Here is a 14200-nt window from a genome sequence, read left to right on the forward strand (position 1 = left end):
GCGCTGGGCTCGGCGAGCACAACCTCGAGCAGCGCTGCAAGCGCTGAACCACCGGGCGAGCATGCGAAAGGCCGGACCCGCCCTTGCGGCGAGTCCGGCCTTCCGGGGTGAGCGACCGGAAAACCGGTCGCGAACGTTCACTGCCGAATGCTTCCGTGACGAAAGTCACGTGTCAACGGCGCTGTCCTCAGCTGGCGTAGGCGCGCAGCCGGTCGGCCCGGTCGCCCTGGCGCAGCTTGGACATCACCTCGCGCTCGATCTGGCGCACCCGCTCGCGGGAGAGCCCGAACGCCTTGCCGATCTGGTCCAGCGTGCGCGGCTGGCCGTCCTCGAGGCCGTAGCGCATCCGGATCACCGCCGTCTCCCGCTCCTCCAGGGTCGACAGCACCCGGCGCAGGTCGTCCTGCAGGAAGCCGGAGATCACCGCGTTCTCCGCGTCGGCGGACTCGGCGTCCTCGATGAAGTCGCCGAGCGGCGCGTCCTCCTCCGCACCGACCGGCATGTCCAGGCTCACCGGGTCGCGGGAGTGGTCGAGCAGGTCCACGACCTTCTCCGTCGCCAGCCCGCTCTCGGCGGCCAGTTCGTCGTCGGTGGCCTCCCGGCCGAGCTTCTGGTGCAGGTCGCGCTTGATCCGGGCCAGCTTGTTGACCTGTTCCACCAGGTGCACGGGCAGCCGGATGGTGCGGGACTGGTCGGCCATGCCGCGGGTGATGGCCTGGCGGATCCACCAGGTCGCGTAGGTCGAGAACTTGAAGCCCTTGGTGTAGTCGAACTTCTCCACCGCGCGGATGAGCCCGAGGTTGCCCTCCTGGATCAGGTCCAGCAGCGGCATGCCGCGGCCGGTGTAGCGCTTGGCGAGGCTGACCACGAGGCGCAGGTTGGCCTCCATCAAGTGGTTCTTGGCCGTGCGGCCGTCGCGCACCACCGCCCGCAGGTCGCTGCGGCGTTCGGGCGCGACGTTGCTTTCCGTGTCCAGCACGTGCTTGGCGAAGACGCCGGCCTCGATCCGCTTGGCGAGGTCGACCTCCTCCTGCGCGGACAGCAGCGCGGTGCGCCCGATGCCGTTGAGGTAGACCCGGACCAGGTCGGCCGACGGCCCCTGGCCGTCGAGGTCCGCCTCGACGGAGACATCGGTGGGGTGGTTGGTCTGCGGGACGGTCATTGAGCTCCCTCCCTGACGGGCTGGCTTGCGGGCGTGCTCACGGCGCTGGCTGCGCGGTGCCGAGTCCGCGTACGCTCGGTGTTGCGGGCCGATCGGGCACGCCTTCCGTATGTGGACGGTTGTGCTTGTCTGCTGGTCGGTGCGGTGCCGTTGTGGTGAGCGGTGCCGCTTTGGTCTCGTCCGGGCTGTCAGTTCGGAGTGGTGCGCCGTGTTGGGTGTTGTGGCTCCACTCCGCGCCCGGCCGAGCCGCGCCGCACGCCTTCGCTCGGTGCGGCGGTGTGCGGCCGTGGGCCGGACTGTCGAAGCTGGATACCTGTAAAACGAACGTGACCTCGAATTCGTTCCCGGACTTCTCCACCGGCAGACGTCGCGGCCGTCACATCCGTTGCTCCGCGCAGTCTGAGGATCTGCTGAGAACCGGCGTTACATTCAAGCGTCGATCAACAACGTGAATGGTCCGTCGTTGACGCTGTCCACCGCCATCTCCGCACCGAAAACCCCGGTCGCCACCCGCGCACCGCGTTCGCGGAGACGCTCGACGACTTCGTCGACCACCGGTTCGGCCTGCTCAGGGCGGGCGGCCTCGGTCCACGACGGGCGCCGACCCTTGCGCGTCGAGCCGTACAGCGTGAACTGGCTCACCACCAGCATCGGGGCGCCGGTGGTGGCGCAGGACTCCTCGTCGCGCAACGCCCGAATCTCGTGCAGTTTGCGGGCCATTCTGGCGGCCTGTTCGGCGCCGTCGGAATGTGTCACACCCAAAAGCACCAGGAGCCCGGGTTCTTCGATCTTGCCGACCGCCGCGCCGTCGACGGTCACCGATGCCCGCGCGACGCGACTGACCACTGCCCGCATTACTCGTCGTCCGCCCATTCCGCCGGGATCACCATTCCGTGCCGGACGAGTTCGCGGAACATCGGCACCGCGGCTTCGGCGAGTTGTTCCGGATCTTCCCCGGAACCGATCGCCAGCAGCTCGACCAGATCCCGCAGCGGCATCGCGCCGTGGCAGCCGGCGAGCAGCCGCACACCGAGCTCGTCGATCTCGTGCTGCCAGCCGGGACCGTCGGTGCGGTGCAGCCGGTGCAGGAACCGCTCCCAGCCCTCGTCGCCGCGGGAGGCGAACTCCTCCAGCACGGTGGAGGACGCGGTCATCAACCGCGCCGAGAGCAATCCTTCCGCGGAGCCGTGTTCGCGCAGCCAGTCGACCCGGCGCAGCCACGCATCGCTCTCCGGCCCCAGCGGATCGTCGAACGCCTGCCGCAGGTCCTCGCAGACGACTTCGCCGCGTTCGGACCCGGCACGGCGCAACGTGACGAAACCGAACCCGACGCCTTCGACGTCGTTCGCCGCGAACCAGTCCAGCCATTCCGCGGCTTTGCGGCGCCCGAGGGCAGAACGCGGATCGAACCCCGCATCGCGCAACCAGGTCCCGACGTAGAGCGCCGGGTCCGCGACGTCGCGCTGCACGAACCAGGCGTCCACGCCGCCGGGCGGCAGCCAGCCGGCGACCCGGTCCTGCCAGTCCTCGCCCTTGCGGTGCAGCCAGGAGGCGAGCAACTGCCCGGTACCGCCTTCGTTCAGGAACGACGGCAGCTGCCGCACCATCAGCGCACTCGCGTCGTCGCCTGCGAGCCCGGAGTCGCGGTAGACGTAGTCGGTGCGCGCCGGGCCGACGACGAACGGCGGATTGCAGACGACCTGGTCGAACCGCTGCCCGCGCACCGGCTCGAACCACTCGCCCGTGGCGAGTTCCACGTCGATGCGGTTGAGCCGGAACGTCGCCGCGGCCAGTGCCAGCGCGCGCTGCGACACGTCCGTGGCGGTGACCCGCTGCGCGTGCGTGCTCGCGTGCAGCGCCTGCACACCGCAGCCGGTGCCCAGGTCCAGCACCGAGCCGACCTGGCGGCGGGAGGTGGCCCGGACAAGGCTCAGCGACGCTTGTCCGACGCCGAGCACGTGGTCGGCGCTGGTCGCCCAGCCGTCCGGCCGGGTGTCGGCGTCCAGGTCCGAGACCACCCACCACGAGTCCTCGCCAGCGCTGTGCGGCCGGATGTCCAGCGCGGCGCGCACCCGGTCGCCTTCGGCCGCCAGCAGGCCGCCCGCGATCGCCTCGGAGAGCGGCAGCGGGTGCAGCGCCTGCTCGACGTCCCCGGCCTGCTCGGCCTCGCCGAGCAGGAACATCCGGATCGCGGTGCCCAGCGGTCCGCCGCCTTCGGTGGCGCGCAGCGCCGGCTCCGGTTCGCCGCGGCTGAGCGCGGCATGCGCCTGCGCGCCGAGCAGGTCGACGACGCCGTCCGTGCCGTAGCCGATCCGCAGGAACGCCTCGCGGAGGCGGTCGAGTCGATCGTTCGTCAAGTCTGGGATCACGAGTTCGATCCTCACACGCCCCCGGGGCACCCGCACCGACCGAGGTGCCGCCACGCACCGGCGCGAGCTCCGCCCGGGCCCATCGCCCGGGCACCCGTGAGAACCTGGGCGCATGAGCCGGACGCTGCACCTGACCCAGGACGCCGAAGCCGACGAACTGCTCTCGCGCGACCCGCTGGCCCTGCTGCTGGGCATGCTGCTCGACCAGCAGATCCCGATGGAGAAGGCGTTCGCCGGCCCGAAGGTGCTCGTCGAGCGGCTCGGCGAACTGGACGCGCACCGCATCGCGGGGATGGACCCGGAGGAGTTCGCGCAGCTGTGCTCCACGCCGCCGGCGATCCACCGGTTCCCTGGCTCGATGGCCAAGCGGATCCAGACGTTGTGCCGGTACCTGGTCGACACCTTCGACGGCGACGTGCGCGGGATCTGGACCGGCGAGGACCCGGACGGGACCGCGGTGCTCAAGCGGCTCAAGGCGCTGCCCGGTTTCGGTGACCAGAAGGCGCGGATCTTCCTCGCGCTGCTCGGCAAGCAGTGGGGCGTGCAGCCCGCGGGCTGGCGGGAGGCCGCCGGTGCCTACGGCGATCCGGAGGCGCGGCGCTCCATCGCCGACGTGCTCGACCAGCAGACGCTGGAAGAGGTCCGGGCCTGGAAGAAGCAGCAGAAGGCCGCCGCGAAGAAGTGACTCAGGCCGCGGCCGACGACTGGTAGCGGTCCACGTATTCCTGCTCGGACAGCTCCGAGATCGCGTACATGATCTCGTCGGTGATCGACCGCAGGATCGGCAGCGCACTCTCCATGCCGTCGTAGCGGGAGAAGTGCAGCGCCTCGCCGAAACGAACCGTCACGCGGGTGGGCCGGGGGAATTTGGCGCCCTTCGGCAGCAGGTCGGCGGTGCCGCTGAGCGCCACCGGGACGACCGGCGAGCGCCCGCTCAACGCCAGCCGCGCCACACCGGTGCGGCCGCGGTACAACCGCCCGTCCGGGGAGCGCGTGCCCTCGGGGTGGATGCCGAACGCACCGCCTTCGGACAGCACCCGCTGAGCGGTGCCCAGCGCTTCCTTCGCCGCCCGGCCGCGGCCGCGCTGCACCGGGATCGCGCCGAGCGCGCCGAACGCGTTGCGGGTGAGCCGGTTCTTCAGCCCGCCGCCCTCGAAGTACTCGGCCTTGGCCAGGAACGACACCGGCCGCGGCACCACCAGCGGCACGATGAAGCTGTCGGCCACGGACAGGTGGTTGATCGCGAAGATCACCGGTCCGTCCGCGGGCACGTGCTCCAGGCCGTGCACCCGCGGCCGGTACACCGCGCGGGCGACCGAGCCGACGATCCGCTTGGTCAGTGTGTAGAACATTCGAACCTCCCCGCCGCGTCCCGGCACCGCCTCCGGGAATCTATCCGGACCGTGGTGCGGGCTCGTGGCGGCCATGTGAACTCCTAGAGCCGATCCCGTGTAGCGGGATGGCGCATCGCGCAGCCCCGAGGGTGTCCACCGTTCCACCGGAGTGGGACGATGGCGGACGTGGAGGTGGTGTCGTGAGCAGTTCCGAGCATGGCGACGACACCCCGGTGCTGATCACCGAGGCGGAGCCGTCCTACGACGATCAGCAGGCGGCGCGGCGCCGCAAGTACGCCATCATGATGTCCTTGCGGATCCCCTGCCTGGTGGCGGCGGCCGCCTGCTACCAGATCTGGTGGCTGGCGCTGATCATCCTGGCGATCTCGATCCCGCTGCCGTGGATGGCGGTGCTGATCGCGAACGACCGGCCGCCGCGCAAGACCGAGCACGTCAACCGGTACCAGCACGAATCGCGCGCGCTGGAGTCCCGCGAGCATCGCGTGATCGAGAACCCCTGAACCCGCCAGGTGATCCGCGCAGCGGCGGCCCGGTGCGGCATCATGGACGCATGAGCACCATGACGCTTCCGGAAACCGACGTCCGGCCGGACACCACGGAACAGACCGAGGACGACCGGCCCGAGGTCTTCCACTACGTGCAGAAGGACAAGATCGCCGAGAGCGCGGTCATGGGCACGTACGTGGTGGCGCTGTGCGGCGAGGTCTTCCCGGTGACGAAGTCCGCGAAGCCGGGCTCGCCGGTGTGCCCCGACTGCAAGAAGGTCTTCGAGAAGTTGCCGCCCGGCGGTGGCGACGACGAATGAGCTGAGCACCACCGGCCGCGGCGGCGGGGCGCCCGCTCAGCCGCGGTCCCGGCGCGCCCGAGGTTCTTGCCCGAAGCGCGCGGGCACGGCCGTGCGCCCGAAGCCGGTCGGCGGCTTCGCTCCCGAGTCCTCCCGATCGCCTTCCCGCCAGGCCCGGTAGCCCTCCTCGGTGCGTAGCCGCTGCTCCGCGCGCCGCATCTCCAGCCGCCGCCAGCGCCGCCGCTCCTTGCGCGTCATCTTCGCGGGCCACAGCTCCTGTATCGCGTTGTTGAACTGCGCACCGATGATGATCGCCAGCCCGATAAAGAACGCGAACAGCAGGAACGCGATCGGTGTGGCCAGCGCCCCGTAGGTGTAGCCGGTGCTGGTGACCCAGGTGATGTAGAGCCGCAGGCCGACGCTGGAGCACAGGAAGACCACCATGGCCAGCAGCGCCCCAGGCAGCCCGCGGTGCCACGGTAGCTTCCGCGGCAGCGCCACCTTGTAGAGCGCGGCCAGCGCCAGCACCAGCAGCACTCCGGTGGCCGGGTAGTAGAACACCCGGATCAGCCAGGCGATGTCGTCCTGCCATTGCGGCGGGAAGACCGTGGGCAGCCAGTCCGGGCCGAGTGCTATGACCGGCAGCCCGACCACGGCGAGCAGCAGGCCCACCAGGTACAGCAGCAGCGCGAAGATCCGCTGCCAGACGCTGTGCCGCACGGTGTACTGGTCGTAGGCGAGGGTGATCGAGTCGACCAGCGAGGCCAGCGCGGACGAGCCCGCCCACAACGACAGCAGGAAGCCCACCGACATGATCTCGGTGCGTCCCTTGGTCAGGATGTCCTCCACCGTCGGCCCGATGATCTGGTCCACGACGTTGGCGCTGAACACGGTGTGCGCGAACGACAGGATCTTGCTGTGCACCGTGTCGACCACCACGGGACCGAACCAGTCGCCGACGAAGCCCAGGCTGCCGAGGAACCCCAGCAGCAGCGGCGGCAGCGACAGCGTCTGCCAGAAGGCGGCGGCCGCGGACTCCGAGAAGATGTTGTCCCACCACGCCTTGTGCACCGTGCGCCACACCAGCCGCAACGGCCCCCAGCGGACCGGGTCCGCGCGGGTCGCCGCGGTGGTGACCGAGCCGATCTCCGGGGACTGGATCACGGGAGCCTGATCGTCGAGCGGGTCGGCGGCCGGTCCGGCCCGCGCAGCTGGCGGCTCCGGCTCGCGGCCGTGCTGGCCGGGCCGTTGGCTGTTACCGGTCGGACCTGTGGAACCCATCGCATCTACCAGGATGCTGCATAGGGCTCACCAACGAGCGTGCACCCGGTCAACCGGGGGTGTCGGAGTGATCTCAATCCGATCCGCGGGGTGATCTGAATCCGATCCGCGGGTCGGTGCGACCGGACGGCCGGAGCGGGACGGTAAGCTGCCGGGGCGCCATCGGCGGATCGCCCGGCTGGACGCGACGACGCGCGGCCGAGGGTGCTGATCAGGTCCCGCGGTCCGCCGCGGGCCTGCCGACCGGAGTCGATCCGGCCCGGTCGATCGCAGCCCGGTCGCTCGCGGGAATCCACCGCGACGCCGGGTCGCCCGAGCGGCGCCCGCGATCCGCGCCAGGAACGTTCGGGGAAAGGCACAGGAAGGAGCGGCGAGCAGGCTTGTCCGAGTCGCAACTCGACCATCCCGTCCGATCCGTTCTCAGCGACCCCGCCGACACCGCCGGACGCCCGCTGCGGGCGTGGCAGCGGCGGGCGTTGACCCGGTACCTCGCGAAGAAGCCGCGGGACTTCATGGCGGTCGCCACGCCGGGTGCAGGCAAGACGACCTTCGGGTTGCGAGTGGCCGCGGAACTGCTGGGGGACCGGACCGTCGAGGCGGTCACGGTGATCACTCCCACCGAGCACCTCAAGCACCAGTGGGCGCTGGCCGCCAACGCCGCGGGCATCCCGCTGGACCCGGACTTCCGCAACGGCGACGGCATGACTTCCAGCGACTACGTCGGAGTGGCCGTCACCTACGCGCAGATCGCCGCACATCCGACGCTGCACCGGGTGCGCACCGAGCGCCGCAAGACCCTGGTGATCCTCGACGAGATCCACCACGCCGGTGACGCGAAGTCCTGGGGCGATGCGGTGCGCGAGGCGTGCACTCCGGCGACTCGGCGCCTCGGGTTGACCGGTACGCCGTTCCGCAGTGACGACACGCCGATCCCGTTCGTGAACTACGAACCGGACGCGGACGGTTCGATGCGCAGCGCCGCCGACAGCTCCTACGGCTATTCCGAGGCGTTGCAGGACGGCGTGGTCCGCCCGGTGATCTTCCTGGCTTATTCGGGCGAAACGCGCTGGCGCACCAACGCGGGCGACGAGTTCTCCGCGCGCCTCGGGGAGCCGCTGACCGCCGAGCAGACCGCGCGGGCCTGGCGCACCGCGCTGGACCCGGCGGGGGAGTGGATCCCGTCGGTGCTGCGGGCCGCCGACACCCGGCTCAACCAGCTCCGGCAGAACGGGATGCCGGACGCGGGCGGGCTGATCATCGCCTCCGACCAGGCCAGTGCCAAGGCGTACGCGAAAACGCTGCAACGGATGACCGGTGAGGAACCGGTCGTGGTGCTGTCCGACGATCCGAAGGCGTCCGGCCGGATCGCCGAATTCGCCGACTCCGACGACCGCTGGATGATCGCGGTGCGGATGGTCAGCGAAGGCGTCGACGTCCCCCGGCTGGCGGTCGGCGTCTACGCCACCAGCGCCTCCACCCCGCTGTTCTTCGCGCAGGCCGTGGGCCGGTTCGTGCGCGCCCGCCGGGAGGGCGAGACCGCGAGCATCTTCCTTCCCAGCGTGCCGGTGCTGCTGGGCCTGGCCAGCGAGCTCGAAGCCGAGCGCGATCACGTGCTGGGCAAGCCGCACCGGGAGAAGGAGGGATGGGACGAGGAACTGCTCGCCGAGGCCAACCGCACCAAGGACGAACCCGGCGAGGAGGAGAAGGCGTTCACCTCGCTGGGCGCCGATGCCGAGCTGGACCAGGTGATCTACGACGGTTCCTCGTTCGGCACCGCCGCGTTCGGCACCACCGAGGACGAGCAGGACTACCTGGGCCTGCCCGGGCTGCTCGAGCCGGACCAGGTGCGCGCGCTGCTGCGGCAGCGCCAGGAGCAGCAGCTGCACGAGGTCGGCAAGCGCGAAGCCGAGGACAAGGCGCAGAAGGCCGCGGAGCGCGCGGAGGAGGCCAAGCAGCCCAGCCGTCCGCAGAGCGTGCAGGAGCGGTTGCAGGGTCTGCGCAAGGAGCTCAACACGCTCGTCTCGTTGCACCACCACCGGACCCGCAAACCGCACGGCAAGATCCACAACGAGCTGCGCCGAGTGTGCGGCGGTCCGCCCACGGCGATGGCGACCGTGGAGCAGCTGGAGGAGCGCATCGCGACGCTGCGGTCGTGGTGATCTACTCGTCCGGGTGAACGGATCTTCGATCCGTCCCGGCGCGACCTGGGTGTGACCGCCCGTGCTTACGCTCGCACGCATGGTTTTAGACGTGGAGCAGGTGCGGGGGCAGTACCCGGCGCTGGCCGACGGCCGGGCCTGGCTGGACGCCGCAGCCGGTACGCAGGTTCCGCAGCAGGTGATCGACGCGATGTCCGAAGTGATGGCGGCGGGCGTGTCGAACGTAGGAGGAGCGTTCGAATCCAGCCGTCGCGCGGCGCGGGTCGTGGCCGAAGCGCGTTCGGCGGTGGCCGACCTCACCGGCGCGCCCGACCCGGAGTGCGTCGTGTTCGGTCCGAGCTCGACCGCGCTCACCTACCGGTTCGCCGCGGTGCTGGCGGACGCCTGGCAGCCCGGTGACGAGGTCGTGGTGACCCGGTTGGACCACGACGCGAACGTGCGGCCGTGGGTGCAGCACGCCCAGCGGGCGGGAGCGACGGTGCGGTTCGCCGACTTCGACCCGGCGACCGGTGAGCTGCCCGCCGAGCGGGTCGCCGAACTCATCGGGGAGCGCACCCGGCTGGTCGCGGTCACCGCGGCATCGAATCTGCTGGGAACCGTGCCCGATGTCGCCGCGATCGCGCGGCGGGCGCGGGAGGTCGGCGCGGTCAGCTTCGTCGACGGGGTGCAGCACTGCCCGCACGCCGCCGTCCGGGTCGGCGAGCTCGGCGCCGACTTCTACACGACCAGCGCCTACAAGTGGTCCGGTCCGCACGTCGGGGCGGTCGTGGCGTCGGATCCGTGGGCGCTGGAGACGCTGCACCCCGACAAGCTCGTGCCCGCGCCGGACGCCGTCCCCGCGCGGTTCGAGCTGGGCACCGCATCGTTCGAGGCCCTGGCCGGGGTCACCGCGGCGGTCGAGCACTTGGCCGGGCTCGACCCCGCGGCGACGGGGGAGCGCCGGGAACGGCTCGCGGCCGCCCGCAAGGCGGTCCTGGCCCATGAGGAGAACCTCGCCGCCGCGCTGTTCGCAGGGGTGGCGCAGCTGCCGCACGTCACCCGCATCGGAGCGCCGCAGGGGCAGTGCACGCCGCTGGCCCTGTTCAGCGTCGACGGCCACACGCCGGAGGCCGTGGCCACGCACCTGGGCGAGCGCGGCGTGAACGTCTCGCACGGGCATTCCTACGCATGGGAAGCCCTGCCGCAGCTCGGGCTCGGACCGGAAGGTGCGGTGCGGGCCAGTCTGTGCCACTACACCTCGGAAAGCGACGTGCAGCGCCTGCTCGACGCCCTGGCCGAACTGGGCTGACCCGCCCCTGGAACATCGAAGGCCCCCGGTGGAAAACCACCGGGGGCCTTCGTGTCGAGGTTCGCGTTACTGCTCGTCCTGCTGGAGTTCGGCGTCCATCTCCTTCAGACGCGGTTCGAACTCCCGGCCGTGGTGCCCGCAGAACAGCAGCTCCCCGCCGGATGGAAGTACGGCGCGAAGCTTCGCAGCGGCCCCGCAGCGGTCGCAGCGGTCGGCGGCGGTCAGCTCGGGGCGGGTGAGCGTTCCAGGCATCGTGATCTCCCTCCGTCCCGGCGCCGGAATTCCCCGGCGCCCTCGATCCTGCTGCGACCACCGGTGGCCCACTGGCGGCGGGGCCGGTGCTCGCTGGCTCCACTCTTGCAGACGCACAGCCGTACGTCAGTGTTCCCGCGCCGGGGGTTGAGCGTCGTCACGTCGAAGTACCCGCTTGCCGCAGTCCCGGTAGCGCAGCGTGGCAATCGCACGTCCAGGGCCGGTTTCGGTCGCCTGGCCAGGGAAAACGCGTCGGCTCGCGTTGCGCCGCGAGGTGATCCGTGGGTGCGCGCGGTGCGCGAGGGCGCCTCATCCCGTCCGGCGTTCTGCTGCAAGCGAACTAAGGCGGCTTCCTGGAACGCGAGAAAACCGATCTGCGAATGTGCGGTGAATCACCGGTGATCGCGCCGACCCGGCGCGGGACTCGCGGAAAGATCGCGCTCGCGCAGCGATCGTCGAACGCCATGTGGCGCTCCGCGATGAAGGAGGGGGCGATGAAGGAGGGGGCGATGAAGGAGGGGGCGATGAAGGAGGGGGCGATGAAGGAGGAGGCGAGGAACCCGCGGCGTCGGATGATCGGCGACCGCCTCGCCGACCGGGCGGCGCGCGACCACCAAGCCGCAGCGAACTCCGCATGGCAGGCGAAACGGATTTCGACCTGATCTTGCGACGCTGTCGCGGGAGTTCGCCGGGTGCGCGCTCGGGTCCGTGGCCGGTCTCGCGGCCACGTGACCGCCTAGTCGCGTGGAGTTTCGCGTGAACCGCAGCTGTGGACCGCAGCGTTCACCCGGCGTCCCCGCACAGAGCAAGAGATGCCCGCCATGAGGCGATTTGGGTGAAAGGTCTTCATGGTCCGTCTCCAACCCGGTTCGCCGCGGCAACACGCTGTGCCGCAGGAAAGGGCGAGTCTGCCAGTGCTTTCCGGGCGCTCGGTAGATCGCTAACCCGAATGTACGAGCCGGGCCCAGTCCGGCCGCTCCGGGTCCGGCTCCTCGGCCCAGTCCGCGGGCCACTTGCGCCGCGTGCCGTTGTGCACCGCCCGCGTGGTCGCACCGGTGAGCGCGGCCGAGGTGTGCGTGCCGAAGTCGACCTCGGCCTCGAACGTCGCCCCGCGGAAGTTCGCCCCCTCCCCGTCGAACGAGACCCGGCGGAAATCGGCGAGGCCGGTGAAGCGCACGGACCGGAAATCGCCCTGCCGCTCGAAGGTGCAGCCGCGGAAGACGGCGGGCCCCACGAACCGGGCTCCGGCGAAGGTGGCCGTCTGCACGCGGCAACGGGTGAACGTGAAGGTGCTCAACGTCGCGCCCGCCAGGTTCAGCCGGATGCCGGACCAGAACAGCGCCTCGTCGTCCTCGTCGCGCAGGTGCGAAGTCAGCACGCCCTGCGCGGTCTCGCGGACCTCCTGCTCCTGCACCGGATCCGCCCCGGTCTGGTCGAAGGGCATCCGCAGGTAGGCGCAGAGCAGGTCGACGATCGTCTGGCGGTGCTCCGCGTGGTTCTGCCCGAGCCGCTCCAGCGCGAACACGCCCGCCAACCGCACGGGAGCCTGGTCACTGCCGAGCTGGTCGGCGGCCTTGCCGTAAAGCTCCGTCACCCGCGTCTCGGTGGCGTCGTGGTCGCGCTGCACCAGATCGAGCTCGGTGGCGCGCTGCCGCCGCGCGGTCAGCAGCAACCCGGCCGCACCGCCACCGCCCACGACGATGCTGAACGCGGTGCGGATGATGTTGACCTGCACCGCCGCTTGCTGGACCGAGCCGCGCAGCACGAACCACAGCACGGTCAGCGACGTGATCGCCAGCAGCCCCAGACCGCCCGCCCACCAGAGAATGGTCCGGGTGGACAGCACACCGTCCGCTCGCGTGCCCCCAGTTCGACTCACGGAAGGGGATCTTGCCGCGCGGAGCGGCTCCGTGTGTTCCACCTTTCGTGGGCCGATGCGAAAAGGCGCCCGGCCGGAGAAACCGACCGGGCGCCCGCGGAGCTGATGCGGCTCAGTCCAGGTAGTCGCGCAGCACCTGCGAACGCGACGGGTGCCGCAGCTTCGACATCGTCTTGGACTCGATCTGCCGGATGCGTTCCCGGGTCACGCCGTAGACCTGGCCGATCTCGTCCAACGTGCGCGGCTGGCCGTCGGTGAGGCCGAAGCGCAGCCGCACCACGCCCGCCTCCCGCTCGGACAGCGTCGCCAGCACCGACTGCAGCTGGTCCTGCAGCAGCGTGAACGACACGGCGTCGACCGCGACGACCGCCTCGGAGTCCTCGATGAAGTCGCCGAGCTGGCTGTCGCCCTCGTCGCCGATCGTCTGGTCCAGCGAAATGGGCTCCCGGGCGTACTGCTGGATCTCCAGCACCTTCTCCGGGGTGATGTCCATTTCCTTGGCGAGCTCCTCGGGCGTGGGCTCGCGGCCCAGGTCCTGCAGCAGCTCGCGCTGGATGCGGCCCAGCTTGTTGATGACCTCGACCATGTGCACCGGGATGCGGATGGTGCGGGCCTGGTCGGCCATCGCGCGGGTGATGGCCTGGCGGATCCACCAGGTCGCGTAGGTGGAGAACTTGTAGCCCTTGGTGTAGTCGAACTTCTCCACCGCGCGGATGAGCCCGAGGTTGCCCTCCTGGATCAGGTCCAGGAACGCCATGCCGCGGCCGGTGTAGCGCTTGGCGAGGCTGACCACCAGGCGGAGGTTCGCCTCCAGCAGGTGGTTCTTGGCCCGCTCACCGTCCCGGACGATCCAGCGCAGGTCGCGCTTCATCTGGAAGGCGAGCTTCTCCTCGGCTTCCTCGGCCTGGCGCAGCCGCTCGGCGCCGTAGAGGCCGGCCTCGATGCGCTTGGCGAGTTCGACCTCCTCCTCGGCGTTGAGCAGCGCCACCTTGCCGATCTGCTTGAGGTAGGCGCGCACCGAGTCGGCCGAGGCGGTCAGCTCGGCGTCCTTGCGCGCCTGCCGCAGCGCCTCGGATTCCTCCTCGTCCCACACGAAGTCGGAGTCCGGCTTGCCGTCCTCGTCCTCCGGGACGGTCGGCTCCTCCGGGATCTCCACTTCGACGTCGGCGAGATCGCCCACGTCCGGGGAGGTCAGGTCGGTTTCGATCGGTTCGTCGATCTCCAGGCCCTCGGCCTTGCCCGCGGTGCCAGCCGCGTCGGTCTTGGCCGCGGACTTCGCGGTCTTGGCCGAGGCGGACTTGGTGCCCTTCTTGGCCGCCGACTTGGTGGCGGTCTTGCGGCCCGCCGACTTGGTGCCCGCCGCGCTCTTGGCGGACGAGTCCTGGCCCGCGTCGGTTCCGGCCTGCTCGGCCGTTTCCTGCGCGGCGGTCTCTGCCTGGGGCTGGGATCCGGACTGGGCCGACGGGGACTGAGCACCGCCGGCGGTTGCAGCGGAGCTGGAGCGTCGGGTTGCGGTTTCTGCGGCTGCCACGTACGCCCTTTCGCGACGGTCGATCAGAGCAGGCCGGAGGACGCGAAACCTCGGCCGCCAGAGGTCGGGGAACAACCCACCCACCGGAACTTCCGAAGCGGCATCGATGCCGGCGAAACGCCTGCTCGGCACCGGATCGG

General features: G+C 70.7%; 14 protein-coding genes. 6 read left to right on the forward strand and 8 right to left on the reverse strand.

All coding sequences use genetic code 11. The annotated features are described in order from the left end of the window. Positions 1-187: 187 nt before the first annotated feature. The 3 genes from INP57_RS17265 to INP57_RS17275 form a co-directional block, all read right to left on the reverse strand. Positions 188-1162, reverse strand: a complete 975-nt coding sequence (locus INP57_RS17265; RefSeq protein WP_200071271.1) for a sigma-70 family RNA polymerase sigma factor — start codon at positions 1160-1162, stop codon at positions 188-190. 429 nt (positions 1163-1591) lie between these two features. Next, entirely contained in the window at positions 1592-2017 is a 426-nt protein-coding gene (dtd, locus tag INP57_RS17270) for a D-aminoacyl-tRNA deacylase (RefSeq protein ID WP_200071510.1), read from the reverse strand. Further along, positions 2017-3528 (reverse strand): DUF7782 domain-containing protein, encoded by a 1512-nt coding sequence (locus INP57_RS17275; protein WP_307850158.1) that lies wholly within the window; start codon positions 3526-3528, stop codon positions 2017-2019. The genes dtd and INP57_RS17275 overlap by 1 nt, the downstream gene beginning before the upstream one ends. 115 nt (positions 3529-3643) lie before the next feature. Here INP57_RS17275 and INP57_RS17280 point away from each other — a divergent pair, with 115 nt between their 5' ends. Next, positions 3644-4216 (forward strand): HhH-GPD-type base excision DNA repair protein, encoded by a 573-nt coding sequence (locus INP57_RS17280; RefSeq protein ID WP_200071273.1) that lies wholly within the window; start codon positions 3644-3646, stop codon positions 4214-4216. Position 4217: 1 nt separating this feature from the next. On the opposite strand, the gene INP57_RS17285 is transcribed toward INP57_RS17280, so the two are convergent. Then, the gene (locus tag INP57_RS17285) at positions 4218-4883 is read right to left on the reverse strand and encodes a lysophospholipid acyltransferase family protein (protein ID WP_200071274.1); all 666 of its coding nucleotides are present in this window, start codon (positions 4881-4883) and stop codon (positions 4218-4220) included. A gap of 182 nt (positions 4884-5065) precedes the next feature. Between INP57_RS17285 and INP57_RS17290 the strand changes: the two genes are divergently transcribed. Both INP57_RS17290 and INP57_RS17295 read left to right on the forward strand, forming a co-directional pair. After that, a complete protein-coding gene (locus INP57_RS17290) occupies positions 5066-5386 on the forward strand; it encodes a DUF3099 domain-containing protein (protein ID WP_295146186.1) in 321 nt (106 codons plus the stop codon). Between the two features lie 50 nt (positions 5387-5436). Then, entirely contained in the window at positions 5437-5691 is a 255-nt protein-coding gene (locus INP57_RS17295; protein ID WP_200071276.1) for a DUF3039 domain-containing protein, read from the forward strand. Positions 5692-5727: 36 nt separating this feature from the next. Here INP57_RS17295 and INP57_RS17300 read toward each other — a convergent pair whose 3' ends face one another. Then, the gene (locus INP57_RS17300) at positions 5728-6951 is read right to left on the reverse strand and encodes a YihY/virulence factor BrkB family protein (protein ID WP_200071277.1); all 1224 of its coding nucleotides are present in this window, start codon (positions 6949-6951) and stop codon (positions 5728-5730) included. A 380-nt stretch (positions 6952-7331) separates the two neighbouring features. On the opposite strand from INP57_RS17300, the gene INP57_RS17305 reads away from it, so the two are divergent. Beyond that, positions 7332-9110, forward strand: a complete 1779-nt coding sequence (locus tag INP57_RS17305) for a DEAD/DEAH box helicase (protein ID WP_200071278.1) — start codon at positions 7332-7334, stop codon at positions 9108-9110. 79 nt (positions 9111-9189) lie between these two features. Then, positions 9190-10398, forward strand: coding sequence for a cysteine desulfurase-like protein (locus tag INP57_RS17310; RefSeq protein WP_200071279.1), 1209 nt, complete (start codon positions 9190-9192; stop codon positions 10396-10398). Positions 10399-10464: 66 nt separating this feature from the next. Here INP57_RS17310 and INP57_RS17315 read toward each other — a convergent pair whose 3' ends face one another. Continuing rightward, the gene (locus INP57_RS17315) at positions 10465-10650 is read right to left on the reverse strand and encodes a DUF7455 domain-containing protein (protein WP_200071280.1); all 186 of its coding nucleotides are present in this window, start codon (positions 10648-10650) and stop codon (positions 10465-10467) included. 398 nt (positions 10651-11048) lie between these two features. Here INP57_RS17315 and INP57_RS17320 point away from each other — a divergent pair, with 398 nt between their 5' ends. Then, complete coding sequence (locus INP57_RS17320) at positions 11049-11312, forward strand: hypothetical protein (protein WP_200071281.1); 264 nt, start codon at positions 11049-11051, stop codon at positions 11310-11312. Positions 11313-11590: 278 nt separating this feature from the next. On the opposite strand, the gene INP57_RS17325 is transcribed toward INP57_RS17320, so the two are convergent. Then, a complete protein-coding gene (locus INP57_RS17325) occupies positions 11591-12529 on the reverse strand; it encodes a pentapeptide repeat-containing protein (RefSeq protein WP_307850132.1) in 939 nt (312 codons plus the stop codon). 112 nt (positions 12530-12641) lie between these two features. Next, positions 12642-14087: an RNA polymerase sigma factor gene (locus INP57_RS17330; RefSeq protein WP_233627813.1), complete on the reverse strand. Its 1446-nt coding sequence runs from the start codon at positions 14085-14087 to the stop codon at positions 12642-12644. Positions 14088-14200 lie beyond the last annotated feature (113 nt).

It is taken from the genome of Saccharopolyspora galaxeae (assembly GCF_016526145.1).
GTDB lineage: Bacteria > Actinomycetota > Actinomycetes > Mycobacteriales > Pseudonocardiaceae > Saccharopolyspora_C > Saccharopolyspora_C galaxeae.